Raw genomic sequence first — 26,411 nt, 5'->3', positions numbered from 1 at the left:
GCTGACATTCAATCATAGCTTCAGAAAGAAGTAAATCTTCCGTCATTTTTACTGGGTTAATTAGTGAGCCAGTGCAGGAGCTGCTGAAACCGCAGCTGAGCCCTCAGTGATCCAACCCATGGTGTAGAACCAATCAGTCATTGGCACTAACATTAACTCGATACCCGCAAGGCCAACGAAAGTTAGTACAATCGTATATGGCAGTGCCATGTACACCATGCGACCGTAAGATAAACGGATCAGAGGTGCAATCGCTGATGTTAATGCAAATAGGAATGCTGCTTGACCATTAGGCGTTGCAACAGAAGGTAGGTTAGTACCGGTATTGATAGCAACCGCTAACATATCGAACTGACTACGGTTAATAACACCATTAACTAGTGCGGTTTTCACTTCATTAATGTATACCGTACCAACGAAAACGTTGTCCGATACCATCGATAATAAGCCATTTGCAATGTAGAACATGGTTAGCTGCGAGCTGCCTTCTAGGCTTAATACCCAGTTAATGATTGGCGCAAACAACTGCTGATCAATAATCACGGCAACGATTGAGAAGAACACAGCAAGTAACGCGGTAAATGGCAGTGCTTCTTCAAACGCTTTACCTAAAGCATGCTCTTCTGTAATACCGGTAAACGAGGTAGCCAGAATAATCACAGTTAAACCAATTAAGCCTACCGCAGCTAAGTGCAACGCAAGACCAATGATCAGCCATACAGCTATAACGGCTTGAATCACCAATTTCGCGTAATCAAGATTAGTACGTGATTTACGTTCTTCATTGTCAAAATCAACGAGGATTTGGCGAACGTTTTCAGGTAACTCCGCACCGTAACCGCAGATCTTAAATTTCTCTACTAGCGCACAAGTAATTAGACCACAGAAGAACACAGGGATGGTGACTGGTGCCATACGAATAATGAACTCACCAAATTGCCAGCCTGCTTGATCGGCAATGATTAAGTTTTGTGGTTCACCAACCATTGTCATTACACCACCTAATGCCGTACCCACACCTGCATGCATGAGAAGACTACGCAGGAAAGCACGGTAGTTTTCTAAGTCATCACGGCTTAGTTCTGGTACGTGATTATCATTAGTGTGGTCGTGATTAGAGTGTGGATCTTGTCCCGATGCAACCTTGTGGTAAATGCTGTAGAAACCCACAGTGACACTGATCACCACGGCGATTACCGTTAGTGCATCAAGGAATGCAGATAGGAAAGCGGCCATCACACAGAAAGAGAGCGAAAGTAAAACTTTAGAGCGGATGCCGATTAATATTTTTGTAAAGATGAAAAGTAGTAGCTGTTTCATGAAGTAGATGCCTGCGACCATGAAGACCAACAGTAATAATACTTCGATGTTTGCCACAAGTTCGTGCTTCACTTGATCTGGGCTTGTCATACCGATGGCAACGGCTTCAATTGCCAATAAACCACCAGGCTGAAGCGGATAACATTTTAGTGCCATTGCTAGCGTAAAGATAAACTCGATAACTAACAGCCAGCCAGCAACAAACGGATCAACAAAAAAGAAAACAATAGGGTTAATGATCAGAAAAGTAATGATTGCAATTTTGTACCAGTCAGGTGCCTTACCCAAAAAGTTTTTGATAAAGGCATTCCCTAGCGATATAGCCATGTTTGGATCTCTTTATTATTAGCGCAAAATAGTATGGATCTGATGTCGGCTAGATGCCTTGATTGGTCAATCAGCAGGATAATCAACAGCATCATGCTTGTGATTACGGGTGTAGATTGAAGTATCAAAGTTAAACAGAGTGGTGTGGCTCTTGCGGTTTAACTTTCTTAGGCAGCAGCTTCCATTCGCTCCCAGTTCATCACTTATCACTCTACCTTTTAAGGGGCATTAGTCAATAAGTGATACAAAAATGCAATTGGTTTATTACATTTTCATCACAATTTGGGAGTTGAATATATCCGTCTTATAAACCGCATAGTATACAGAAAGTGGTCTTGTGATTGTTAATACACGTCAAAAATTCATGATTTTAAGTGATAGAGATAACAATATCGTTGTATTTTTAAACACCTCTTTCATGTTCATGTCAGAGTTAGTTGCTAGGTTTCTACTATTAGATAACTAGTGGTATGATGAGTACCAATACGAGAAATACACGAAGCGAACTGGATTTTACTTAGATGGTTATTAAGGCAGATAGCCCAGCGACATTTGCTGAGAAATACATAATTGAAAGTATCTGGAATAATCACTTTCCTCAGGGATCAATTCTTCCAGCGGAACGAGAACTTTCAGAGTTAATTGGCGTAACTCGCACCACTTTACGTGAAGTTTTACAACGTCTGGCGCGTGATGGATGGCTAACTATCCAACATGGTAAGCCAACACGTGTTAACAACTACATGGATACGTCAGGTTTAAATATTCTAGATACCTTAGTGACATTAGATGGACAGGATGTTCAACGAGTATTAGCAGATCTACTGGCAGCTCGAACTGATATCAGTAGTGTATTTATGCGTTATGCTGTTAAGGGTAATGCTGAAGAATCTAGCCAATTGATCCAACATGTGATTGAGTCAGTTGAGAAATTACGTGAGTCTGCAAGCTTTGCTGAGTTTATTGAAAACAGTGAAGATAAAGCAGAGTTACAGCAAGAAGTTAAAAAGATCGTTGATAAATACGGTAAAGATGATCCTCAATTATGTGAGGAAATCTGTCTAGCACGTGCATTTAACTATTACGACTACCGTCTATTCCAAGGCATGGCTGGTAAATCTGGTAACACACTTTACGTATTAACTTTTAATGGCTTACGTAAGATTTATACCCGTGTTGGTGGTTATTACTTCATGAAGCCAGAAGCATGTGAATTAGCACTGCAGTTCTACCGTGACTTAAAAGCTATGTGTGATGAGCATAAGCCAGATTTGGTTGCTGATCGTATTCGTTTATACGGTCGTGAAAGTGGCGCAATTTGGTACAGCCATCGCGTAGAGATATCTAAATACATGTATGAAGAAGAGCAGTAATGCTTTTTGAATATTTAGAAAAAAGCCGAGTGTTTATCACTCGGCTTTTTTATTGTTTTCTAACTCAATTGTTGCTTTTCTCAACACTTAAAAGTTAAAGAAGGTTATTGATAATGAAAACTAATACAAAAGTTGATTGTGTTTATGGCATCAATAATAATTAGACCATAATTATGTTAACAAAATGGTCATTATGGCAAGCAGTGAAGTGTACAGAATTGGTCCTATTACTTACGACAGTTCCACACGAACTCTGACTCATGACAATGGACAAACAGAATACTTCACACCGCGGGTGAATGATGTATTTTTATTGTTGCTCGAACACCAAGGAACTTGTGTAGAAAAAGAGTTTTTATTATCTCAATGTTGGGGAGAAGCGATTGTTTCTGAACAAGCGCTCACTAATGTTATCTCGAAATTGAGAAAAGTATTAGTTAAGCATGCCTTAACAGTTATTACGATCACAACAGTGAGTAAATCTGGTTACTTACTGGAAGTGAAAATGGATGATAGTTGTGTTGTTGGTGCTGATAATAAACAAGTAAAACAACAACTAGAGCGCAAAACGATAAAACCTTCGTTATTATCTGAGGATATCGTTAAAGTTAATGAAAGCGATATAAAGAAACCAATAGAACCCAATATCCTTGGTAGAAAAAGCGTTTTTTATTTATTAATTATACTTATTAGCATTACTATACTTTTAATTTATTACATAAATGATGTAATAAATGCTACACCATATTTTATTGATGCTAAAAATTATAGTCATGAAATCAATATTGGAACAAATAAAGTCTACTTTAATGAAGCCGATGATTATGACGTAGATAAAGCACTCTTTATAAAAGATATAACCAAAGGCATATCATCAGTTTGCCATTCAAATATATATGCTCAGTTTTATTATAATACTCGCATAGCGAATAACAGTGCGATTGTTGTTTTTATTATGATCCCTGATGGCCGCACATTTAACTTTAGAATGTCAAAGTATCATTATCGTGATTTCTCTAAACAATTAAATAGCTACTTAGAGAGTAAAAATATCTCATGTTGAAATATATAAACACATTACTGATATTTATTTTTATTGGTTTGGCTTCTTGTGCTTTTTATTTCATAACTCAAAAAGATGACTTGGTTTCGACGACTTGGGTATGTGATCAAAAAAAAGCAGGGTTTATTTCTAAAGCCTTTACTCAATATAGTCAGATTTCTGAAAGCATGGTTTTAACATTCAGTTCGAAAAGCAGTTTCATGATCAATGAGTTCATTCAAGCGCAGGAAGGGAATGATGATGTTAAGTTAATGGAACTGTATTATGAAGGTGATTACCTACAAACAAGAAATCATTTAACCCTAAACTTTAATCATGTTCAGATACAGAAAAAGCATCATGACGATATTTTAAATCAAGCTTATAAAGACTATGAGGGATATAGCATACTATATAGATATAAAAGGGTTGGTAAGCGTTTATATTTTTACACAGACAGTAAAAATGAAGCGTTTGACATGGTTTGTTATACTGATAAATAAGTATTACAAATACATTTAACATATTGATTGTAAATGTTTTTTATTTTGCTTTATTTTTGGTGTTGTTAAGGTTTGGTTTTCGTTTGTTTTTTTAATGAGTATTTCAATAAGCTGAGCATCTCTTTTGTAAAGCAGTTTAAAAAGTAAAACTCATGAAAAAATTATTATTAGCCACTTTGGTTTGTTCATTATCATCAACATATGCAGTAGCATCTGAAAACACGACTAACTCTAATAAATACCAAGGTTTCTATGTTGGTGCTGGTGTTGGTACAACCGATTTCCATGATGATAGAGAAAGCTTTCTTAAGAATAATCACACGGTTGGTTATTCTAATGATAGTGGCGCTGAAAGTTATAAAATTATTGCTGGTTACCAGTTCAACCGTATTGTCTCTTTGGAAGCACAATATACAACTTACGGTGACGTTAAATATACTCTTGAAACAAATGGTATTAAGGCAACAGGTAAAACAAAGCATGAATCATTTAGTTTAGCAGCCAACCTTGGTTACACTTTTGATAATGGTCTTCGTCCATTTGCGACAGTGGGCTTTGGACAGATTTCGTTAAAAGATTCTATGATCAAAGATGATGGTGGTTTAATTCGTTTAGGTGCAGGTTTGGAATATCAAGTGAAACAAGTTCCAGGATTAGGTATTCGTGCTGCCTATGAAGCTGACTTTTATACACTAGAAACAGCCGTTAAAGATTTTGATCAATCTGTTGGTTCTTGGTATTTAGGTACAACGTACAAGTTCTAATAATAGATATATAAAATGCCACTGTTAGAAGCAGTGGCATTTTTAATGATGAGAGATAATTAAATATCCGTATTATATTGGGTCCTGATTGGACACGTTGCCATGATTTGCGTACGCCCATCAGGTAACTCTTCTTCGAGCGTGACATCAAATCCCCATAATCGGTGCAAATGTTTGATCACTTCTTTATGGCTATCAGCTAATGGAATACGATTATGTGGAATATAGCGTAGAGTTAATGATCTATCGCCTCGTAAGGCCACATTCCAGACTTGGATATTTGGCTCGTTATTACTTAAATTATATTGTGATGATAATTTTTCTCTGATCGCACGGTAGCCTTCTTCATTATGTATAGCACTGACCTCAACATAGTTATGGCGATCATCATCATTTACCGCAAACAGTTTAAAGTCTCGCATGACTTTAGGTGAAAGAAACTGGCTAATAAAGCTTTCGTCTTTAAAGTTTTCCATTGCAAAGTGCAAGGTGTCTAACCAATTTGAGCCTGCGATATCTGGGAACCAGTATTTATCTTCCTCTGTCGGCTCCTCACAAATACGCCTGATATCTTGGAACATGGCAAAGCCTAGCGCATAAGGGTTGATCCCAGAATAATATGGGCTGTTATATTCAGGTTGCGCGACAACGTTGGTGTGGCTATGGAGAAACTCCATAATGAAGCGCTCAGTCACTAATCCTTCATCAAACAAGTGATTTAAGATAGTGTAATGCCAAAATGTTGCCCAGCCTTCATTCATCACTTGGGTTTGTTTTTGCGGATAGAAGTACTGGCTTACCTTCCTCACTATACGCACAAGCTCGCGTTGCCATGGCTCAAGTAAAGGCGCATGTTTTTCAAAGAAGTAGAGAATATTTTCCTGAGGCTCTGATGGAAAACGTTCTTCTTCGATAACGGTTTCTTTTTCTATTTGGGTCGGAATGGTTCGCCATAGCGCATTAACTTGCGATTGTAAGTAATCTTCACGTGCTTTTTGACGTGCCTTTTCTTCAACTAATGAAATTTTTTGTGGGCGTTTGTAACGATCAACCCCATAGTTCATCAGTGCGTGACAGGAATCGAGCAGTTTTTCTACATCATCGACGCCGTATTTTTCTTCACATTCAGTAATGTATTTTCGCGCGAAGAGTAGGTAATCAATAATGGAGCTCGCATCAGTCCATGTTTTAAATAAGTAATTGCCCTTAAAAAAGGAGTTATGTCCATAACAGGCATGAGCCATCACTAATGCTTGCATCGTAATGGTGTTTTCTTCCATCAGGTAAGCAATGCAGGGATCTGAATTGATGACGATCTCATAGGCGAGTCCCATTTGCCCATGTTTGTAGCCTCGTTCGGTTTCAATGAAGCGTTTACCAAAGGACCAGTGGTGATAATTGATAGGCATACCAATACTGGAGTAGGCATCCATCATTTGTTCTGCCGTGATAATTTCAATTTGGTTAGGATAGGCATCAAGACGATAGTGTTCTGCAACTCGCTTTATTTCAACGTGGTATTGTTCTAATAAGTCAAACGTCCAATCCGGCCCATCGCTGAGTGGTTTTGTTTTTGTATTAGTATTCATTACTTTGCTCCCCTTTAAGCGCGTTGATACTAGCCAGAAGAGTAGCGATATCGTTATTAATATCGCTAACTATCTTGTAGTGAATTGATACTGTTAACTCACTTGTTTTTTAAATAGCTCTCTAAATACTGGGAAAATATCATCCACAGTCCGTATGTTTTGCATAGCAAAGTTGTCATGGCTATTTTGTAGTGTTTCATATTCTCGCCATAGTGTTTGGTGTGCTCGTCGTGTGATTTCTATATAAGAATAATAACGAGATAGCGGCAAGATATGTTTATCAAGTAGCTCTCGGCAACCTGGTGAATCGTCAGCCCAATTATCGCCATCTGACGCTTGCGCGGCATAGATGTTCCACTCTTCTGGGCGATAACGTTTTTTCACGATGTCATCCATCATACGTAGCGCACTAGAAACAATGGTTCCCCCAGTTTCTTGAGAGTAGAAAAACTCATGTTCATCCACTTCTTTGGCTTGGGTATGATGGCGAATAAACACGACATCGACATTTTTATAAGTTCGGTTTAAGAACAAATACAACAAAATGTAAAAGCGTTTAGCAATGTCTTTGGTGGCTTGATCCATCGAACCTGAGACATCCATTAAACAAAACATGACAGCTTGGCTTGATGGTTGTGGGCGACGTTCATAATTTTTATAACGAAGATCAAAAGTATCAATGAAAGGTGTTCGGTTGATCTTCTGGCGTAAGACTTCGATTTCTTTTTTTATTCTTTCTTCTTCAAAGGGTTGTGCAGGCTCTGTATTAAATAATAGAGTTAACGCCTGCTCTAACTCTTGTAGTTTACGTCGTTTACCAGCGGTCATTGCAGTACGTCTAGCAAGTGAATTCTGCAGTGTTTTCACTATTGCAATATTGGCTGGAACCCCTTGTGATTTATAACCAGAACGAAATGTCTTCCATTCAACGATTTTGTTCATTTGATTCTTTTGAAGGTTAGGTAATTCTAAGTCTTCAAATAGCAGATCAAGATATTCATCTTTTGATATCTGGAATACAAATTCGTCTTGTCCTTCACCATCTGGGCTGGCTTGTCCTTCACCAGCGCCGCCTTGACCAGCACCGCCAGGCGGTCGTTCAATACGATCGCCTGGGGTAAATTGGTCATTGCCAGGGTGAACAATATCACGTTGTCCACCTTTGCCTTGGTGAAAGCTAGGTTCACGAATATCACGCGATGGGATCGTAATATCTTCGCCGCTATCGACATCAGTGATAGAACGTTTATTCACAGCATCTGCGATAGATTCTTTGATCTGCTGCTTATGGCGACGTAAAAAGCGTTGGCGATTCACCGTGCTTTTATTTTTACCATTAAGCCTGCGGTCAATAAAATGTGCCATAGCTCCCCCTTATCTTATTTCTGCTGGCTTACGACGATTTACGTACGCGTAAATACCATTCAGACAATAAACGTACTTGCTTGCGGGTATAGCCTTTTTCCATCATGCGAGCGACAAAATCATCATGTTTTTTCTGCTCATCAGTGGATGTTTTTGCGTTGAATGAAATAACGGGTAGTAACTCTTCTGTATTTGAGAACATTTTCTTCTCAATCACAGTGCGAAGTTTCTCATAGCTAGTCCAATTAGGGTTTTTGCTTAGCATTGTTTGCGCGAGCACGTAAGACGAAATTAACGATTTCGTTTCGGAAATCTTTCGGGTTACTGATCCCGGCAGGTTTCTCGATTTTCTCAAGTTCGTTATTCAGTGCAGCGCGATCAAACAATTGACCTGTTTCAGGATCGCGGTATTCCTGATCTTGGATCCAGAAATCAGCATAGCTCACGTAGCGATCAAAGATGTTTTGACCGTATTCAGAGTAAGATTCAAGATAAGCGGTTTGGATTTCTTTACCAATGAATTCCACATATTTCGGTGTCAAGAAGCCTTTCAAATGTTCGAGGTACTTCTCTGCAACATCTTGCGGGAATTGCTCACGCTCGATTTGTTGCTCAAGGACATAGAATAAATGTACTGGGTTTGCTGCAACTTCTGAGTGATCGAAGTTAAACACACGAGATAAGATTTTGAATGCAAAACGGGTAGAAAGCCCATTCATACCTTCATCAACCCCAGCGTAATCACGGTACTCTTGGTATGACTTCGCTTTAGGATCGGTATCTTTTAAGGTTTCGCCGTCATACACGCGCATCTTAGAGTAAACGCTTGAGTTTTCAGGCTCTTTTAAGCGTGATAGTACTGAGAAACGAGCGAGAATATCCAGTGTACTTGGTGAACATGGTGCGGCAGAAAGCTCACTGCTTTGGAGTAGCTTCTCGTAAATTTTTATCTCTTCAGAAACACGTAAACAGTAAGGGACTTTTACGATATATACTCGGTCTAAAAATGCCTCATTGGTTTTGTTATTTCTGAAGCTTTGCCATTCTGATTCATTGGAGTGGGCGAGGATCATGCCATCAAACGGTAATGCGGATAACCCTTCAGTACCGTTATAGTTACCTTCTTGAGTGGCGGTAAGTAGAGGGTGAAGCACTTTTAGTGGTGCTTTAAACATCTCTACAAACTCCATTAACCCTTGGTTTGCCTTACATAAGGCGCCAGAGTAGCTATAAGCATCAGGATCATCTTGTGAATAATATTCAAGTTTTCGAATATCGACTTTACCGACTAGCGATGAGATATCTTGGTTATTTTCATCACCAGGCTCTGTCTTCGCGATACCGACTTGATCAAGAATGGATGGACGTACTTTTACAACTTTAAATTGGGTAATATCACCACCAAACTCATGAAGACGCTTAGCTGCCCATGGTGACATAATGGTATTAAGGTAACGTGCTGGAATATTGTATTCACTGGAAAGTAGTTCACCATCTTCATTCTTGTCGAATAAGCAGAAAGGGTGATCATTAACAGGACTACGTTCTCCATTCGCTGTCAGAATATAGATAGGCACTTTTTGCATCAAGCTTTTGAGTTTTTCAGCCAGTGATGATTTACCACCACCTACAGGGCCGAGTAAATAAAGAATTTGCTTACGTTCTTCGAGCCCTTGTGCGGCATGCTTTAAGTAGGACACGATTTGTTCTATGGCATCTTCCATACCATAGAAATCTTCGAAGGTTTTATAGCGCGAGATGACACGATTAGAGAAAAGACGGCTAAGGTGTGGATCTTGCGCAGTATCAATCATTTCTGGTTCACCGATAGCCATTAATAGACGCTCTGCGGCGTTTACATAGGCACTGCGATCGTTTCGACATATCTCAAGGAACTCTTGTAATGAAAGTTCTTCGTCCTTGGATTCTTCATAGCGTTGACGATAGTGGTCAAAAATACTCATGGTATGCCCCCTGAATCGTTCTTAGATCATTTAGACAGGACGAAAATCAACCTCTTTTTACATCCCTTACTGTAAGCCTAGACTGAACTACTCAATTTGCTGTACTGAGTTAATGATTTTAAAATAAAAATACTAAGCGAAGGCTAAAATAATTGCTTATTTTTTAAGCTTTCATCCTTACTATCCTCTTATGGAATGGGTTCTGCAAGGCCTTTTCTAGCTAAAGAAGCATGATTTTTTGTCGCGAGGGCATATCCAGTAAGATTGATATTATTTAAAACTAATATTATTGCTAAATTATTTTTTCTTAGCTTAAAAAAGTGCAATAAAAATATTTAACAAATTAATGTATGGTTAATTTGGTTAGATTTGGTTTTATTTGTCTTTTTTGAATTTATTGCAATTCGAAAACAAGAATTGAGAATATTTTTGTGTATTTGAGTTAATTCGTTTTTTTTTACACGAAATTTTGCTGTCTGGCATAAGCTGAAATGAGGGGAAGAATAAAAATTGGATAGGTAGGTGATGAATGACAATTTCGCGTGTCGATACGGTTTCTATTCCGGTTTCAGATCAAAACCAAGCGTTAAAGTTTTATCGCGATGCTCTTGGTTTTGAATTAATCCGTGATCATTGTACGAACAATCAAAAACGTTGGCTTCAACTTGCGCCTAGAGGTGCGGAAACAACGATAAGTTTAGTCATGCCTTTTGGCGGAATGAAAGCGGGAACGGTACAAGGGTTAGTTGTACAAACCGATGATATCCAATCAACTTATAATGAGCTAACACAGAGAGGAGTGCTGTTGTCGAGTATTGTTAACTTAGTTGGCGGAAAGTTTGCGACATTTAACGATCCTGATGGTAATGGTTGGGTGTTAATTGAAGCAACAGCTAAAATGTATGCATAAGCCACGAGCGTTATAATCGCTCGCGGCTCAGGATTATTACTTGCTAACGACTGTTGTTGCTAGGGTATGTGATTGACCAGGTGCAAGTTCAATACCTGGTTGGTGGATGGTAGATTCCACACACACCATGGTTTCAAAGCTATTATCAGCCATATCACCCATGCTGATTGACAGCTCTTGCCATGGATTCCAAATTACTGCGGCGTTATGACCTTCGTTAGTCACTAAGATATTACGCTTATTGTTTTTATCGTTGATCGTAATGGTTGCTTCAGGTTGTGTATATACACGATCCGTTTCGCTGGTGAATGTTAGTACATCACCGCCTTCACATGCTTTACCTTGCTGGGTGCTATCAAGGTAGGTTGCTCCCATTCCTGTAATTTCAATATTGTTAATATCTGCAATATCAAAATAAGTATGTAGAGCACCGCCGTAAGACCAAGGCTGGCTGTCTGTGTTAGTCGAAGTGAGGCTGACTTTTAGCTCTGTACCAATTTCGAAAGTTAGCACGTTGCTGAACTTATGCGGCCAAATTGCACGTGTTTCTTCGTTATCTTCAAGCTGCAGACTGACGATCACACCATTTTCATTTTCACGATGCTCTTGCAATGTCCATTGAGAAGTACGTGCAAAGCCATGAGATGGCGTACCTGCTTTACCAAACCAAGGCCAACAGACGGGAATACCACCACGAATAGCTTTCTGCGTATCGAATTCAGCATTTTCACTTATCCAAATAATGTCTTTTTCACCAGCAGGTTTGAACCAAATTAAGTGGCCGCCATGCAGTGAAATACCGACTTCTGCAAGCGGGTGAATGACACGAATAATGCTAATTCCTTGATACTCACACACAGTGACGTGATCTGATAATGCATTAACAGTAGAAAGTTGACGTAAATTCATCTTCGTTCCTTAAAAGTTAAAAATTCAAAGAGCCTATTCGTTTAGCATGAGTGTTGAAGATAAAGGGATAGGGACTTATTTTTATTTTTAAAATATCAAAAAATATGAAAACTTATTTGTTAAATTTGTGAAGGTTAAAGAGAGGAGTATCTAAGCGATCACCATCATACGCTTTTTGTTATCGAACGCATCTAAATTAACTCGATGATAGGCATCGAAATTTTCGTAATATTACATCGATGTTGTTGAGATACAAAAAAGGCGCCGCTTAATGCGCCGCCTTTTTATTGGCTTTCAAAGAAAGCTAGCTAATGCTTACATTACTTAGAGATGTGAGCGATTAGGTCTAGAACTTTGTTTGAGTAACCGATTTCGTTGTCGTACCAAGATACAACTTTAACGAAGTTATCAGTTAGAGCGATACCAGCTTTAGCATCGAATACTGAAGTTTGAGTTTCGCCGATGAAGTCTTGAGAAACAACTTGATCTTCAGTGTAACCTAGAACGCCTTTTAGTTCGCCTTCAGAAGCTTCTTTCATTGCTGCACAGATAGCTTCGTAAGATGCACCGTTCTTAAGGTTAACAGTTAGGTCAACTACAGAAACGTTAGCAGTTGGTACGCGGAAAGCCATACCAGTTAGTTTGCCGTTTAGCTCAGGAAGAACAACACCTACAGCTTTAGCTGCACCAGTTGATGATGGGATGATGTTCTGAGAAGCACCACGACCGCCACGCCAGTCTTTAGCAGAAGGACCGTCAACAGTCTTCTGAGTAGCTGTAGTTGCGTGAACTGTAGTCATAAGACCAGATTCGATACCGAACTTGTCGTTAAGAACTTTAGCGATAGGCGCTAGACAGTTAGTAGTACAAGAAGCGTTAGAAACGATGTCTTGACCAGCGTAAGTGTCTTGGTTAACACCCATTACGAACATTGGAGTTACGTCTTTTGAAGGACCAGTAAGAACAACTTTCTTAGCACCAGCAGTGATGTGCTTACGAGCAGTCTCGTCAGTTAGGAAAAGACCAGTTGCTTCAGCTACAACGTCAACGTTGATTGCATCCCACTTAAGATCTTCTGGGTTACGCTCAGCAGTTACGCGAACAGTTTTACCGTTAACGATTAGGTTACCGCCTTCAACTTCAACAGTACCGTTGAAACGGCCGTGAGTTGAATCGTACTTAAGCATGTATGCCATGTACTCAACATCGATAAGGTCGTTGATACCAACAACTTCAATGTCATTGCGCTCTTGCGCTGCACGGAAAACAAAACGACCGATACGGCCGAAACCGTTAATACCTACTTTAATTGTCATTACAGTTGCTCCACAACTTAATTTCTAATGAAAGATAACTGGTAGTAAAATTACATAATCCTACGTGACCCTGCAAGCAAAAAAATCGTTTAAATTGCTTAAAGTCAAAAAAAAGATCGGATTTTATTTACATTTCGACTACAACGACGGTAAATCATACAAATGTTGTTTAATTTAACACCGCTATAAATTCTCATATTTAATACTGCCGAGAATTACATTAGACGTTTTTTCAAAAACTGTGAAATTTTAAAGTGGCGTTATGTGTTACAGTCTCTATAAATAAAAAATATATTTTGCAAAATAATATTGAGGGAAAGAAGGGAAGGGTGTGATGAAAAATAAACCTGATACTTATTGGCAAAAGAAATTATCAGCAGAGGCTTATCAAGTTTGTCGACAACAGGCTACCGAACCTCCCTTTAGTGGTACGCTTCTTCATAATCATAAAACGGGTATTTATTCATGCGTTTGTTGTGAGTCTCCACTGTTTTCATCTGCGAATAAATATGACTCAGGGTGCGGCTGGCCTAGCTTTGATGCGCCTATTGATGATAACTGTATTACTTATTTAGAAGATAATAGCCATGGTATGCAGCGAATAGAAATTCGCTGTAAGCATTGTGATAGTCACCTTGGGCATGTTTTTACGGATGGGCCTAAAACGACAGGTGAACGTTACTGCGTTAATTCTGTTTCTCTGATTTTTGCAGATAAATAAAACGTATGAGTGACGGTAATATATAAAAGTTTATCGTCACTCAAATAATATAGATATTTTGGGCTTAAGTTATTAAATAAATTTAATAGTTAATTGCTCTATTTTATTAATTACAAGATTATTTGATTTTTACAACTAAATTTTAATTGACCATGTTTTGCTTATAACTGCCATTTCTTAAATTTTCTAAAATATGAGTTGCTTTTTTATTTAATCTATTCTGTTCATCTTCTGTTAATAAAAATAAGTTAGCGACCTTCTTGGATTTTGTAACAGGCATATTCATGTCATTAGCAATTAATACCCAAATATAGGCTTCTTTTAGTTTTTCTTGCTGTTGAGATAAGGTTGCGAGTGACTTAATAATTTCCTGATTCACGACTTCGTTTTTCTTATACAAAGAGAGTGCATGGTGCAGGAGTTGATAAGTTTTATCTTTATCTTTGCTGATGTAGTAGCTAGCCAATGCAAGCTGTAGATCAGGTGTTTCTAGCTCTGGTTTTCCTTCTAATTCAAGAAACTGATTTTGAGCCAGTTCGTCACCTTGACTCCAACGATAATAGATAATCTCAGGATCACTGGAGGAAGCAAGTTCGTTGTTTAATCGAGTAATGTTGTTATAGCTATCATAAAGTGCGTTCATGCGAATCGTTTTACGCTCTTTCAGCTCAGTAGGTTCGATACGTGCGGCATACTCTAAACAGTAAATATACTTCTGGGTGTCTTTTAATTCTTTGAACTTTTCTTGATCGGTTGGGTTTTTAAGTACATCGTAGCGTTGCCAAATGAGGGTAGTACGTTGGATCCGGCATTGACCATCATTAACGTTTAATTCTTTGCAAAGAGCAGGGTAAGTTTCACAAAGGCTGTCAGTCGTTCGGTGTCTTTCAAAGCACCCAGACAATAGTAAACTGATACTTAGACCTGTGAGGATCTTGCATGTTAAAGGTAACCTTATCGGCATTACTCTGTTTCGATTTTTTATATTGAATAAACTATTCGTCATAAGTGATCCAATCCATGGGTTACTTGTATTAATAAATAATAACTATGTCACTTAGTGTTATCGACGCTAAGCCTTTAATATGTTGAATTTATTTGGATAAAACTATCAAGATGTGATCGTGATTGCAGTTTTATGGTATTGCATTGACTGTGAGTACGTGTTTTATAAGCTACAAAATATATTGATGTTGTGTATAGACAGCGAAGATAAGGATGAATGAATGGACGTCTCTAAATTATTAGCGGCAATGACACCTGAAGTGTATGAGCGAATGTCATTTGCGGTAGAAACAGGAAAGTGGCCTGATGGTACGCCATTAACCTCTGAGCAACGTGATTCTGCGATGCAGGCTGTGATGCTGTACCAATCTAAATACAATACAGAAGCTCAACATATGACAGTTGCTGCTGGTGGTGAGATAAAGTTTAAAACGAAAGCAGAATTCAAACGTGAATTTGCAACGTCACCAGAAAGTACATCGAATACGTCATCAGATATTGCACGGTTTGAACACGACGAGCTGTAAGCTACGATTTATTATGCTGATTGGGTAAGATCATTGCTTCACAATAAAAGCTTTGAAGTTGATGATCTTCCTCGGCGACAAAATTTGCAATCCAAGGCTCTTGCTCTATTCGTTGTAAATAACTGTGTAGAACAGGGTAATGAGGTTGTAGTCTCAAGCCTGCCATCCAACCGCAACGGAAAATACTCCATAAGCTAATTTCTGCCATTGAAAAATGATCACTCACGTAATTGTCTTTCGGTAGTTGCTCTTCTAAATAACTTAATACGCTAGGTAAATGGTGATGGATACATTGTTCAACGGCTTCGTCATCACAGGGTTTGCTCTGCATCTTTTCTCGTAATATCTTTTGATAAAACAAAACACCACCAATTAATGAGGTCACCCGTGTGCTTGCATAGGCTTCAAACCAACGGATTTGTGAGCGTTGTTTAGCATTACCTGGGTATAAAGGTGGGACAGGGAAAACATCATCAAGATAATGGGCAATTACGGTTGAATCGATAACAGTTATATCATTATGTTCTAGTACTGGCACTTTCCCCATCGGATGACGTTTATGAGCAAGCTCTTTTTCTAAGAAAGGGTTGAGGGGCTGAAGTTCATAGCGTATCCCTTTGTAATTCAGCGCTAGCATGATTTTTCGAACAAAGGGTGAAATGGATGCACCATGTAAAATCATAATCGTTTCCAACCCATGAACTCAATAATATTAGCTGTAAGTGTAGTTCGATTGAGAAATCTTGGGATGATGGTGTCTTTATTATGAGAATTAATAGAAATAAAAAAGAGCCATTGCGGCTCTTTTTTATTTTAAAACAATGATTAGTGGGTTAATTCACCACGTAGATCTTGCTGCATTAGCGTTCTCATTGTCTCTAGCGATAAATCTTGGCTAAGTAGGAAATGCAATTTAGCCAATGCCGCTTCAGGTGTCATATCGTAGCCACTGAGTACGCCAGCATCTGCCAATGCACAGCCTGTTGCGTAACCGCCCATATTTACTTTACCTGATAAACATTGAGTCAGGTTCATTACAATCACGCCACGATCTGATGCTTCTTTTAATTGCTCTAATAGCTCTTTATTTTGTGGGGCATTACCCACGCCAAAGGTCAGCAAGATCATTGCATTTACAGGTTGACGTAATGTGTTACGGATCACTTCCGGTGAGATCCCTGGGTACATGGTGATCACGCCAATAGGTTGAGGCGTAATGTTGTGTACTTTAAATTCACCTTCTGGCTTTTTGTTTAATTCAGTGACGTTATTAACCGTAATGTTAATCCCCGCTTCAAGTAATGGCGGAAGGTTAGGTGAAATAAACGCACCGAAACCATCAGCATGCGCTTTGGTACTACGGTTACCACGGATCAATTGGTTGTTGAAGAATACAGTCACTTCATTGATTGGGTAGTTAGCTGCAATATGTAGTGCATTCAGCAGGTTACTTTGACCATCAGAGCGAAGTTCAACCAATGGGATTTGCGATCCAGTCACAATCACGGGTTTATCTAAATTCTCGAACATGAAAGATAGTGCTGATGCCGTGTATGCCATGGTATCAGTACCATGTAAGATCACGAAGCCATCATACTTGTCGTAGTTATCTTTAATATCGTCAGCAATGCGTTGCCAATCCGCTGGTGTCATATCCGATGAATCGATTAAGGGTGCGTATTCGTGAATAGTGAACTCAGGCATTTCTGGGCGATGGAATTCAGGCATGCTCTCTAACTGCTTTTGCATAAAGCCAGCAACTGGAATATATCCATGATCAGATTTTTGCATACCAATGGTGCCGCCTGTATAGGCGATATAAATATGTTTTCTTTCCATTTTTCAGCACAGAGTTAACGGGTTGGTGTGCGCATTATACTTAAACTGCATGAAGATGCGAGTTAACCCGTTTTGGTGGTTGTATTTATTGTTTTGAAATGTGATCTCAGTGAAGTGTGCTTATATCTTTGTTATTTATAGTGTTAATAACTTATATCTAATACGTAAATAAAAAGCCCAACATGATGTTGGGCTTTATTTATTAATGTATTTCGATACGAATTGATCAGTTAACTGTGCTGCAGTTTAGGCAGAACGCGTAACGACCATTTGGATCGTTGAAATTACTCAGTGAAGTGAGATCTTTTGCAACCTTAGTCACTGGCGCTAGAGCGTTTGGTGTATCACCTAGCACCATTGAAACTACTTGCGCTTTTACTTCACCTGACATTTCTTTAAAGAATTGTTGGATAGGCGATAGTGGCTGTTGCATCCAAACTAGTTGATAGTTATCAACTTTCGCTAAGGCGACCGCTTCAGTAATTGCGGTATCGAAATCACCAAGTTCATCGACTAAGCCGCGCGCTTTGGCATCTTTACCTGTCCATACACGGCCTTGAGCAATCTTATCGGCTTGCTCCAATGACATATGACGATACTTACTTACCAGACCAATAAAGCGTTGGTAGCCATTATCGACACCCATTTGGAAAATTTTTGCTATGTTCTCAGGTAGAGCACGAGTCACACCGACACCTGCAAATGGGGTTGTACCCACACCGTCACTGTAGACGCCTAGTTTTTCTAAGCTTTTCTCAAATGTAGTTAGAATAGCAAAGATACCAATTGAGCCTGTAATGGTTGTCGGTTGGGCAATAATTTTACTAGCACTTGATGAGATCCAGTAACCACCAGATGCAGCGACACTCGACATTGAAACAACAACTGGTTTACCAGCATCTTTCAGTGCGTCGACTTCATTGCGGATCACTTCTGATGCAAATGCACTGCCTCCTGGGCTATCTACACGAAGGATCACTGATTTTACATCTTTATCAAAACGAGCTTTGCGTAGTAATCCTGCGATAGTATCGCCGCCTGCTGTACCTTGGCTGCTCTTACCATCAACAATAGCGCCACTTGCCACAACAACAGCAACTTTATTCTTAGATGGCTCTTGATCATCAACAAGCATAGAGAGGTAGTCGTAATAGCTGATTTGTTTGAAGCTATGCTCACCATTATCACCAAAGGCTTTAATCAGAATTTGGCTCAATTGTGGACGCGTCACTAATTCATCGACCAATCCCATTTTTTTGCTTAATTGGGCAAAGTCACCTTTTACCGCCGTTAACTGCTCAATGAAATTATCCATTTCAGGGGTTAGTGTTGCAGCATCAATATTGCGGTTTTTAGCAACATCAGAAGTATAAGCTGCCCATAATTGATCAAGCCAAACCGTATTTGCTTCTTTTGCTGCTGCTGACATGCCGTCACGAATGTAGGGTTCAACAAAGGATTTGTAAGTACCAACACGGAATACGTGAGTCGTCACATCTAACTTTTCTAAGAGCGATTTATAGTAAAGAGTATAAGTGCCATAGCCTGTTAACATCACTCCACCGTCTGGTGACATGAAAATTTTGTCAGCATAACTGGCTAAGTAGTATTGGCTTTGACTGTAATGACCGCCGTAAGCATAAACGGGTTTGCCAGAGGCTTTAAATTCTTGGATGGCTTTGGCGATATAACGTAATTTAGTCAAGCTCGTCTCAGGCATATTTTTTAGGTTTAAAACAAGACCTGTAATTGAACTATCTGTAGCAGCAGTACGAATGGCTTCAACGATATCGAACAGTACATTTTGTTTAACTGGTGGTTGACCCATCACATTACTTACAACGCTATCTAATGGGTTATCGTAATTTTTCTGTTCAACGATTGGACCTGATAAATCAAGCACAAGTGCTGATGCTTCAGGTTTATCTGCGCTTTCATCATCACTATTAAATGCAAAAATGATAGCACCAACAATGACTAAGAAAATGAGGTTAAGAACAAACTTGCGGGTGAAATTGATCAGCTTCCAGATCGTTTGGAAAAACGTTCCAATCCCTTTGAATATGGCTTTCATGAATGATCTCTATAGTGATTCTTATGGCATATCCTAGCGCACTCATCTTGTAATTTCAGTACTTTTACCATTACGCCTTTATATCTAAAGAGAAATCTTAATAAATTACGATGATAATAAGGTCGATAAATCACAAGAAATGTGACTTTGTTAATTTTATGTAAACAAATGTTTGAAATGGTGGTGTGAGATTCATATACTGGTCAGACCATAATAATAAAGAGAAGCAAAAGCCATGGACAATAAAGCATATCCTCATTTGTTAGCGCCATTGGATCTTGGTTTCACCACCCTACGTAACCGTGTGTTAATGGGCTCTATGCATACAGGGCTAGAAGAATCACGGGATGGTTTTAAAAAGCTATCGGCTTTTTACGCTGCACGTGCTCGCGGTGGTGTTGGCTTGATTGTTACCGGTGGCTTTTCTCCTAATTTTCGCGGACGTCTCCATCCTTTTAGTGCGGAATTTAGTTCATCAAGAGCGGCTCGCACCCACAGAACCATTACTGATGCAGTCCATCAAGAAGGTGGAAAAATAGCCTTACAATTACTCCATGCTGGGCGTTATGCCATGTCTCCTTTTGCGGTGAGTGCTTCAGCTATTCGCTCGCCAATCTCTAAATTTACTCCCAGCAAAATGTCAGAGCGTCAAATACTGAAAACTATCGATGCTTTTGCAAAAAGTGCAGAGCTTGCAAGAGAAGCGGGCTACGATGGCGTTGAGTTAATGGGCTCTGAAGGCTATTTAATTAATCAATTTATCTGTCAGCGTTCAAATTGCCGTTATGATGATTGGGGCGGAAGTTATGAAAATCGCATTCGTTTTCCGCTTGAGATTGTAAAAGCAGTACGCGCACGGGTAGGACGTGATTTTATTATTATTTTCCGCCTTTCTATGCTCGATTTAGTTGAGCAAGGCAGTACCCATGAAGAAGTGGTGATATTAGCTAAAGCACTTGAAAAAGCGGGTGTTACTATTTTAAACACTGGTATTGGCTGGCATGAAGCGCGTATTCCAACCATTGCAACGCAAGTGCCAAGAGCAGCGTTTGCATGGGTAACAGAAAAACTAAAAAGCGAAGTCTCGATTCCGTTAGTGACTTGTAACCGCATCAATACTCCACAAGTAGCTGATGATATTCTCTCGTCAGGACAAGCTGATATGGTATCGATGGCAAGGCCGTTTCTTGCCGATCCTGAATTTGTAAACAAAGCAGAGCAAGATCGCGCTGATGACATAAATACCTGTATTGGTTGTAATCAGGCGTGCTTGGATCATGCTTTTGTTGGAAAACGTGCTAGTTGCTTGGTGAATCCTCAAGCATGTTATGAGACTGAGCTGGTATTAACACCAACCGCTCATAATAGAAAAGTAGCAATCGTTGGTGCTGGCCCGGCAGGAATGGCACGTGCGGTAGCTGCTGCTGAACGGGGATTTAGTGTTGATCTGTTTGATAAAAACGATCACGTAGGCGGACAGTTTAATCTAGCGATGCAAATTCCAGGTAAAGAAGAGTTTAAAGAAACCATTCGCTATTTTACCCGTCGTCTAGCGCAAACTGGCGTTAATGTAAAACTCGGACATACCGTCACTGAAAATAATTTATCTGGCTATGATGAAGTGATCATCGCAACAGGTGTAAAACCACGTATTCCACCGATCCCTGGTGTTGATAATCCAAAGGTTATCGATTATCAAACCTTGATCAGAGATAAAGTTCAACTTGGTAATAAAGTAGCCGTTATTGGTGCTGGTGGCATTGGGGTTGATGTCTCAACCATGTTAACAGAGCCAGAAAATCAAGATTTATCTCAATGGCTTGAAGAGTGGGGGATCGATCAATCCCTTGCAAATGAAGGTGGCTTATTACCACATGATGATTTTATTAGCCCTCGTCAAGTGTGGTTAATGCAGCGTAAACCGGGCAAGGTTGGTAAAGGTCCGGGTAGAACAACGGGCTGGATCCATCGTCGCACTCTTGAAAAACGAGGTGTTGAGTTACTCGGTGGTGTTAGCTACGACAAAATTGATGATGATGGATTACATATTACTGTTGAAGGGCAATCTCGTTTATTACCCGTTGATCATATTGTGCTGTGTACAGGGCAAACATCTGTTGAAGAGTTATCTGAAAAACTTGCCTCACAAGGGATCAATGTAAATGTGATTGGTGGTGCAGATGACGCTGGAGAAGTGGATGCCAAGCGAGTCATTCGCCAAGGTGTAGAATTGGCAGCGAAGCTGTAATAAATCGAATGTAAATAACAGTTATTAAAAGAAAGGATGAGGTTTATACCTCATCCTTTTTATTTTTACTCTACTGTGACTTTGACATATTTAATATATGCATTTCTTAAACGCTGCATATTTGCTTTAAAGTATGCTGGTGATAATCGACCGCGGCTTTCATACTGACGAACAATATTGTGTTGTAGATCTGATGTCGCACCTAAACCAGTATTTAAATTGTTATGGCTTTCACCTACACGGGTTTGCAATGAGTAAACAAACTGATCAATACCACGAACCTGAACATAATTAGGTTTCATATCACGCCAAGGTGTTAGTGGAACAGCAATACTAACTGCGACGAAGTCTTCATATTCATTACTGCTTTTTGCTTTTGTCGTAAGGTAATTTATGCTGAGTTTTGTATCACCTAACCAGTGATTAGAAGTAATACGAGCGCCAACATCTCCTTGGAAATATTCTCCCGCCTGAAGACCAAGTTGCCAGTTGTATTCCGGTAAGGAGTAAGTGTAGTTTGCGATTAAACTTTGTTTATCAGCAATTTTTCTACCACGAGTATCATATTCATCTTTAGGTACAAACTTGCTTGCTTCAAAACCTAGCATGTGTGAGCCTTGCGGTGAGTACCACTGTGTTTCATTCACACCGCCCCAGTAGCCACCCATCATGTAGCCACCACTAAATTGAGTAATAATATTTTGTGGTAGTTTGAAGGCTTGATGAACAAGTGCACGATCTAACTTATTCTCAAATGCTTGTTGGTACCATAAGCCACCTTCGTCAAAATCGTCACTATTGGCAATTGGTACCATGTAACGTAGATCAACAGCAGCGCCTTGCCATAATGGGGTATAAAGGTTCGCTGCAAGCGCTAAAGAATAATCGAAGAAACCATATTCTGTTGCTGTGCGGTGATTTAATGCTGGCGATAAAATGATTTGGCTACGCCCGAAACCGTTATTCATGGTTTGGTATAACCAGGTCGTTTGGTCAAAGTTTGGTTTAGCACTAATAGTGTTAAAACTTAATTGATCACAAGGTACATCTGATTGGATAAACTCACGGTAACATTTGCTCTCGGTGTTCACCGTAAACATTGGAAGGCCATTAGTAAGTAAAATCAATTCAATATTTTGATCTTGAGTATTTGCAACTTTAGCGGTGTCATCAGATTGTTTGATCAATGCCGTAAGATCGCTAAATACGCCTTCACCTGCTTTGCTGGCAATAATACCTAATGCAACACCCACACCATCCATTTGGTTATGGTTGTAACGACGGTTTTCTAATGCCACCACCATTTTATTATTGCGATAGCCAACGTTTAAATTAACAAAGCCTTCATTTTTTAAAGCATCAATCAAGTTTGCTAGGCTTGCTGTACTCGATTCCGCTAATTGCTGATTAACCTTATGGGCTAACTGTTCATTTTTGCTGGTGGCAAGATCAAGAGCTTTATTGTCGTTATAACCCATTAAAGGAACAGAAAAATTAACGCCCCATACATCTTGCTCGCTGCGCTCATGCCCAGTATAAAGCTGGTAATCAAGGCTTAATTGACTTCCCCATGGCAATAAGCCCCGTGGAGTAAACAGTTTGGCATTACTATTAAACTCAGCTGCATCGTATTCTGCCGTTAACTGAATAAATGAAAGTGGTTGCCATTCAGCACCAGCAAAAGGTCCATCCATAATGCCATTGGCAAGTACTGAGCTACCGTAACCACCACTTAAACGTAGTGATAATGCGTCAAAGGTTTTATCTGCCACAATGTATTTAGTATCAAAGTTGTTGGCAGCACCACCAATATCTTGTGCACCAATAGCAATATTAAAACCTGTTAAATCATAAATGTATGGTAATTGAAATTTTGCAGAGGCGGATAAATCACGAATTCCACCATCTTTCTCAGTATACAGATTGGTATCGTATGTTTTCGTTACGATACGACCGCCGACTTCTAAGTAAGGAAATAAGCCAGTAGCAACAAACCAGTTATCCAACTGGCTGATAGATTGGCGATATGGCACACCTTGGTGGAAAGAAAGACTAATATCTCCCGTTTTAATCACTTGAGCATTAGGTGTAAACATTAAGCCAGTATAACTTTGGCTTGAAGGATGAATATCAACAGGTGAAGCATGAACCAGTGGTGAGGAAAGTGCAGCTAAAACGCTTAATGATAATAATGAATGATTTAGAGAAGGGAGTGAATTCATGATCGACTTCCGTGTAACAAGATATAAATATCGCGCATATAAAAAAACAACAAAAGGCACCCGAAGGTGCCTTACTTTTTAAGAGTAATAATTAGTTACCAGTACCGCCTGATGAACCGTCACCAGCACCAGTACCGCCTGTACCGCCCGTACCACCGTCTTCATCAGGGTTTGGATTTACAGGAGGATTAGCCGGATCTTGCTCTTCACCAACAATAATGTTTTCCGGATTTGTTTCTTCAGCTATGTCAGCTGGAACCTTACCTTCAGCAGCTTCATCAAAAATTTTCTGATCTGCTAACTCATCAGTTAAGTCGACATAAATTGGTTTGTCTGAACCTGTCTGGGTTGGGAATTCTGGGTTCTTTTGAACTAAATCTGCAGCAATAGTCGTTGTAACGGTTGCAATGTCTTCTAACAAAAGGTCTTCATTATCTTTTTGTGCTACTAATACGTCAGAAAGCACCATAGTCTTGGCAACTACATCTTGCATAACTGCCGGATCTAATTTTTCTAATGTTGCATCTGGATCTGTAAGTAACCCTAATTTTTCTTCTTCAGTTAACGAGCTATCTAAACCTAACTGTGTAAATACAGCGTCCATTGCTGTTTTAACATCGCTATCATCGGTGCTTGCCATAGTTTTTGCAATTAATGAGGTGAAAGGTGTAGCAGCAACTTTTTGGCCTGAAACTAACAAGCCTTCAGGGATAGAATAAACAACCTTACTCATGTCTTTACCGTTTGACATATCAAAGGCTTTACCACCTTCAGGTACACTTAAAATCACGGAACATTGCTCAGGGTTTTCAGCAAAGGTATCACTGCTAACTGTAACCTTACCATAACCATCAGTTTTCATTTTTGTCGTGTTTGTCTCATCACCACATGTATGTGTAGCGACCATGCCATTGACTGCACCATCATAGGCTTGAACTGAAGTGGTTTTAGTTTTTGGTACGCTTACATCATTGTTATTGTCACTACCACAGCCAGCGATGATTACACCTGCAATGATGGTTGATAAGAGTTTGATCTTCATATTTATTCCTTATTTATGAAGCGATAAGTATTAATGGATTGTGAAATGTTATTCGGCGATAACTTGCGTTACAGTTTCAACATCAATGGATGGTGAAATAATGTCGACACGACGGTTCTGTGCACGACCTTCTTTAGTATTATTCGAAGCAACAGGTTCTAACTCACCACGACCTTCAACAATGATGCGTGTGTCATCTATACTGGAATGTTGACGAAGAGCATCAGCCACAGATTGCGCACGTTTTAGTGAAAGATTTTGATTGTAAGTTTCCGAACCTTTGTCGTCAGTGTGACCAATGACATAGACTTTTGTTGCTCCTTGTTCTTTTAAACGTAGTTCAAAAGGAGTTAATTTATCTGTGTCAGTTTTAGTAATTGTGCTGCTGTCAAAATCGAAAGGCACACTGAGTTTTAGTACCTCAAGTGTAGTAACCGTTACTTGATCGACATAAACAGGCTTTGGTGCAATGTTAGGTGTAGAGTTCCCCCAGTGATAAGCGAATCCCAAGCCTGCAAACTGAATATCTGGACCACCAACATCATTGTAATACTGGTATTCAAGACGAGCTGAAAGGTTTTTATTAATAAAGTATTCAAGTCCAGCGCCAGCTGTGGGTGCCCACCCATTATCGTTACTATCTACGCCCGAACCGATGGCATTCCAATCGTAATAAAAAGCACCAGCTTTAGCGTAAACATCCAAATGACTAGTCGCAGAAAATGAAAATTTGGTAACTACATCGGCTACTTGCGATTCATAGCTACCTTGTCTGTTATTTAGTTTTGCATTACCTAAGTGTGTGTAACCGGCTTCAAGAGCAAACCAAGGTGTGACTTGATAACCTGCAAAAACACCGCCAGCAAAATTAGTATCTTCTATTTGTGTCACTGACGTTACAGCATCATCCATATTTGTTAGAAAGCTGGCGCCAGCACGAGCACCAACGTACCAAGAACTATTATTGGAAGCGTGTACAGAATTAGATACAACAAAAGCAAGTGGAATGATCAAAAAAGCTTTATTCATTTTTGCCACCATATTTAAAAAAGAATGAATATGGATATATTCTTAAGTGAATATTATATATTTTGTTGCATATGGTGGGGAATGTGTTTTTTTGCTTTTAACAATTTATTGCTGAAAAGTGATACGCACATCACAGTAGAAAAATGTATGCAACGCACAAGCAATAAAGTTAAAACGTATTTTATTTTGTTACTTGTCAATAGTTTATGGTTGTTTTTATCTTTTTGATATTAAATGTGTGATGTGAAACGCGTTTTATTAAACTGGTTTGCTATGATGCGTAATTTTGCATTATGATGCAGAAAATTTTTCTTATTTAAGT

General features: G+C 39.3%; 20 protein-coding genes and 1 pseudogene. 8 read left to right on the top strand and 13 right to left on the bottom strand.

Annotated elements, in window-relative coordinates; all coding sequences use genetic code 11:
* Nucleotides 1-60 precede the first annotated feature (60 nt).
* The gene (gene nhaB / locus Q7674_RS17820) at nucleotides 61-1,647 is read right to left on the bottom strand and encodes a Na(+)/H(+) antiporter NhaB (RefSeq protein ID WP_008987633.1); all 1,587 of its coding nucleotides are present in this window, start codon (nucleotides 1,645-1,647) and stop codon (nucleotides 61-63) included.
* 521 nt (nucleotides 1,648-2,168) lie between these two features.
* On the opposite strand from nhaB, the gene fadR reads away from it, so the two are divergent.
* The 4 genes from fadR to Q7674_RS17800 all read left to right on the top strand — a co-directional run bounded on the left by fadR (nucleotide 2,169) and on the right by Q7674_RS17800 (nucleotide 5,329).
* On the top strand, nucleotides 2,169-3,020 hold the full coding sequence (gene fadR / locus Q7674_RS17815) for a fatty acid metabolism transcriptional regulator FadR (RefSeq protein WP_008987632.1): 852 nt from the start codon (nucleotides 2,169-2,171) through the stop codon (nucleotides 3,018-3,020).
* Between the two features lie 193 nt (nucleotides 3,021-3,213).
* On the top strand, nucleotides 3,214-4,083 hold the full coding sequence (locus tag Q7674_RS17810; RefSeq protein WP_237156782.1) for a winged helix-turn-helix domain-containing protein: 870 nt from the start codon (nucleotides 3,214-3,216) through the stop codon (nucleotides 4,081-4,083).
* Complete coding sequence (locus Q7674_RS17805; RefSeq protein WP_023931524.1) at nucleotides 4,077-4,565, top strand: hypothetical protein; 489 nt, start codon at nucleotides 4,077-4,079, stop codon at nucleotides 4,563-4,565. The genes Q7674_RS17810 and Q7674_RS17805 overlap by 7 nt, the downstream gene beginning before the upstream one ends.
* A 152-nt stretch (nucleotides 4,566-4,717) precedes the next feature.
* Nucleotides 4,718-5,329 carry an outer membrane protein gene (locus Q7674_RS17800; protein ID WP_023931525.1) on the top strand — a complete coding sequence of 204 codons (612 nt, stop codon included), beginning with the start codon at nucleotides 4,718-4,720 and terminating at the stop codon, nucleotides 5,327-5,329.
* 59 nt (nucleotides 5,330-5,388) lie between these two features.
* On the opposite strand, the gene Q7674_RS17795 is transcribed toward Q7674_RS17800, so the two are convergent.
* The 3 genes and pseudogenes from Q7674_RS17795 to Q7674_RS17785 all read right to left on the bottom strand — a co-directional run bounded on the left by Q7674_RS17795 (nucleotide 5,389) and on the right by Q7674_RS17785 (nucleotide 10,247).
* Nucleotides 5,389-6,918 carry a SpoVR family protein gene (locus tag Q7674_RS17795; protein ID WP_045062605.1) on the bottom strand — a complete coding sequence of 510 codons (1,530 nt, stop codon included), beginning with the start codon at nucleotides 6,916-6,918 and terminating at the stop codon, nucleotides 5,389-5,391.
* A 93-nt stretch (nucleotides 6,919-7,011) separates the two neighbouring features.
* Entirely contained in the window at nucleotides 7,012-8,283 is a 1,272-nt protein-coding gene (locus tag Q7674_RS17790) for a YeaH/YhbH family protein (RefSeq protein WP_023931527.1), read from the bottom strand.
* A 28-nt stretch (nucleotides 8,284-8,311) separates the two neighbouring features.
* Nucleotides 8,312-10,247: pseudogene (locus Q7674_RS17785) on the bottom strand (PrkA family serine protein kinase).
* A 529-nt stretch (nucleotides 10,248-10,776) separates the two neighbouring features.
* Between Q7674_RS17785 and Q7674_RS17780 the strand changes: the two are divergent.
* A complete protein-coding gene (locus tag Q7674_RS17780; protein WP_045062606.1) occupies nucleotides 10,777-11,157 on the top strand; it encodes a VOC family protein in 381 nt (126 codons plus the stop codon).
* A 36-nt stretch (nucleotides 11,158-11,193) separates the two neighbouring features.
* Here the strand turns inward: Q7674_RS17780 and Q7674_RS17775 are convergent, their stop codons facing one another.
* Together Q7674_RS17775 and gap are read right to left on the bottom strand one after the other, a co-directional pair.
* Entirely contained in the window at nucleotides 11,194-12,066 is an 873-nt protein-coding gene (locus tag Q7674_RS17775) for a D-hexose-6-phosphate mutarotase (RefSeq protein WP_305423003.1), read from the bottom strand.
* Nucleotides 12,067-12,386: 320 nt separating this feature from the next.
* Nucleotides 12,387-13,382, bottom strand: a complete 996-nt coding sequence (gene gap / locus Q7674_RS17770; RefSeq protein ID WP_305423001.1) for a type I glyceraldehyde-3-phosphate dehydrogenase — start codon at nucleotides 13,380-13,382, stop codon at nucleotides 12,387-12,389.
* Nucleotides 13,383-13,716: 334 nt separating this feature from the next.
* Here gap and msrB point away from each other — a divergent pair, with 334 nt between their 5' ends.
* On the top strand, nucleotides 13,717-14,103 hold the full coding sequence (gene msrB / locus Q7674_RS17765) for a peptide-methionine (R)-S-oxide reductase MsrB (RefSeq protein WP_045062612.1): 387 nt from the start codon (nucleotides 13,717-13,719) through the stop codon (nucleotides 14,101-14,103).
* A gap of 142 nt (nucleotides 14,104-14,245) precedes the next feature.
* On the opposite strand, the gene Q7674_RS17760 is transcribed toward msrB, so the two are convergent.
* Complete coding sequence (locus tag Q7674_RS17760) at nucleotides 14,246-15,007, bottom strand: DUF2989 domain-containing protein (RefSeq protein ID WP_023931531.1); 762 nt, start codon at nucleotides 15,005-15,007, stop codon at nucleotides 14,246-14,248.
* Nucleotides 15,008-15,329: 322 nt separating this feature from the next.
* Here Q7674_RS17760 and Q7674_RS17755 point away from each other — a divergent pair, with 322 nt between their 5' ends.
* Nucleotides 15,330-15,635, top strand: coding sequence for a YeaC family protein (locus Q7674_RS17755; RefSeq protein WP_045062616.1), 306 nt, complete (start codon nucleotides 15,330-15,332; stop codon nucleotides 15,633-15,635).
* Between the two features lies 1 nt (nucleotide 15,636).
* Here the strand turns inward: Q7674_RS17755 and Q7674_RS17750 are convergent, their stop codons facing one another.
* The 3 genes from Q7674_RS17750 to sppA form a co-directional block, all read right to left on the bottom strand.
* On the bottom strand, nucleotides 15,637-16,317 hold the full coding sequence (locus tag Q7674_RS17750; protein WP_045062617.1) for a glutathione S-transferase family protein: 681 nt from the start codon (nucleotides 16,315-16,317) through the stop codon (nucleotides 15,637-15,639).
* Between the two features lie 143 nt (nucleotides 16,318-16,460).
* The gene (ansA, locus tag Q7674_RS17745; RefSeq protein WP_008987618.1) at nucleotides 16,461-17,474 is read right to left on the bottom strand and encodes an asparaginase; all 1,014 of its coding nucleotides are present in this window, start codon (nucleotides 17,472-17,474) and stop codon (nucleotides 16,461-16,463) included.
* 226 nt (nucleotides 17,475-17,700) lie between these two features.
* Nucleotides 17,701-19,548, bottom strand: a complete 1,848-nt coding sequence (gene sppA / locus Q7674_RS17740; RefSeq protein ID WP_045062619.1) for a signal peptide peptidase SppA — start codon at nucleotides 19,546-19,548, stop codon at nucleotides 17,701-17,703.
* A 235-nt stretch (nucleotides 19,549-19,783) separates the two neighbouring features.
* On the opposite strand from sppA, the gene Q7674_RS17735 reads away from it, so the two are divergent.
* Nucleotides 19,784-21,796, top strand: a complete 2,013-nt coding sequence (locus Q7674_RS17735) for an NADPH-dependent 2,4-dienoyl-CoA reductase (protein ID WP_305422997.1) — start codon at nucleotides 19,784-19,786, stop codon at nucleotides 21,794-21,796.
* 65 nt (nucleotides 21,797-21,861) lie between these two features.
* Here the strand turns inward: Q7674_RS17735 and Q7674_RS17730 are convergent, their stop codons facing one another.
* The 3 genes from Q7674_RS17730 to Q7674_RS17720 all read right to left on the bottom strand — a co-directional run bounded on the left by Q7674_RS17730 (nucleotide 21,862) and on the right by Q7674_RS17720 (nucleotide 26,089).
* Nucleotides 21,862-24,018, bottom strand: a complete 2,157-nt coding sequence (locus Q7674_RS17730) for a YjbH domain-containing protein (RefSeq protein ID WP_107229681.1) — start codon at nucleotides 24,016-24,018, stop codon at nucleotides 21,862-21,864.
* A 91-nt stretch (nucleotides 24,019-24,109) separates the two neighbouring features.
* Nucleotides 24,110-25,060 (bottom strand): hypothetical protein, encoded by a 951-nt coding sequence (locus Q7674_RS17725; RefSeq protein WP_045062622.1) that lies wholly within the window; start codon nucleotides 25,058-25,060, stop codon nucleotides 24,110-24,112.
* Nucleotides 25,061-25,108: 48 nt separating this feature from the next.
* Nucleotides 25,109-26,089: an OmpA family protein gene (locus Q7674_RS17720; protein WP_305422994.1), complete on the bottom strand. Its 981-nt coding sequence runs from the start codon at nucleotides 26,087-26,089 to the stop codon at nucleotides 25,109-25,111.
* Nucleotides 26,090-26,411 lie beyond the last annotated feature (322 nt).

Origin of the sequence: Photobacterium leiognathi (assembly GCF_030685535.1) — a bacterium.
Classification (GTDB): Bacteria; Pseudomonadota; Gammaproteobacteria; order Enterobacterales; family Vibrionaceae; genus Photobacterium; species Photobacterium leiognathi.
Note: the sequence above shows the minus strand (reverse complement) of the source record. Positions and strands in the feature narration are given on the sequence as shown.

Coding starts and splice junctions, on each gene's coding strand:
- Q7674_RS17730 (WP_107229681.1), bottom strand. CDS start 24,018: ATGAATTCACTCCCTTCTCTAAATCATTCATTATTATCATTAAGCGTT.
- Q7674_RS17735 (WP_305422997.1), top strand. CDS start 19,784: ATGGACAATAAAGCATATCCTCATTTGTTAGCGCCATTGGATCTTGGT.
- Q7674_RS17720 (WP_305422994.1), bottom strand. CDS start 26,089: ATGAATAAAGCTTTTTTGATCATTCCACTTGCTTTTGTTGTATCTAAT.
- msrB (WP_045062612.1), top strand. CDS start 13,717: ATGAAAAATAAACCTGATACTTATTGGCAAAAGAAATTATCAGCAGAG.
- Q7674_RS17810 (WP_237156782.1), top strand. CDS start 3,214: ATGGCAAGCAGTGAAGTGTACAGAATTGGTCCTATTACTTACGACAGT.
- ansA (WP_008987618.1), bottom strand. CDS start 17,474: ATGGAAAGAAAACATATTTATATCGCCTATACAGGCGGCACCATTGGT.
- Q7674_RS17775 (WP_305423003.1), bottom strand. CDS start 12,066: ATGAATTTACGTCAACTTTCTACTGTTAATGCATTATCAGATCACGTC.
- gap (WP_305423001.1), bottom strand. CDS start 13,382: ATGACAATTAAAGTAGGTATTAACGGTTTCGGCCGTATCGGTCGTTTT.
- Q7674_RS17780 (WP_045062606.1), top strand. CDS start 10,777: ATGACAATTTCGCGTGTCGATACGGTTTCTATTCCGGTTTCAGATCAA.
- Q7674_RS17725 (WP_045062622.1), bottom strand. CDS start 25,060: ATGAAGATCAAACTCTTATCAACCATCATTGCAGGTGTAATCATCGCT.
- nhaB (WP_008987633.1), bottom strand. CDS start 1,647: ATGGCTATATCGCTAGGGAATGCCTTTATCAAAAACTTTTTGGGTAAG.
- Q7674_RS17790 (WP_023931527.1), bottom strand. CDS start 8,283: ATGGCACATTTTATTGACCGCAGGCTTAATGGTAAAAATAAAAGCACG.
- Q7674_RS17805 (WP_023931524.1), top strand. CDS start 4,077: ATGTTGAAATATATAAACACATTACTGATATTTATTTTTATTGGTTTG.
- Q7674_RS17800 (WP_023931525.1), top strand. CDS start 4,718: ATGAAAAAATTATTATTAGCCACTTTGGTTTGTTCATTATCATCAACA.
- sppA (WP_045062619.1), bottom strand. CDS start 19,548: ATGAAAGCCATATTCAAAGGGATTGGAACGTTTTTCCAAACGATCTGG.
- Q7674_RS17755 (WP_045062616.1), top strand. CDS start 15,330: ATGGACGTCTCTAAATTATTAGCGGCAATGACACCTGAAGTGTATGAG.
- Q7674_RS17795 (WP_045062605.1), bottom strand. CDS start 6,918: ATGAATACTAATACAAAAACAAAACCACTCAGCGATGGGCCGGATTGG.
- Q7674_RS17750 (WP_045062617.1), bottom strand. CDS start 16,317: ATGATTTTACATGGTGCATCCATTTCACCCTTTGTTCGAAAAATCATG.
- fadR (WP_008987632.1), top strand. CDS start 2,169: ATGGTTATTAAGGCAGATAGCCCAGCGACATTTGCTGAGAAATACATA.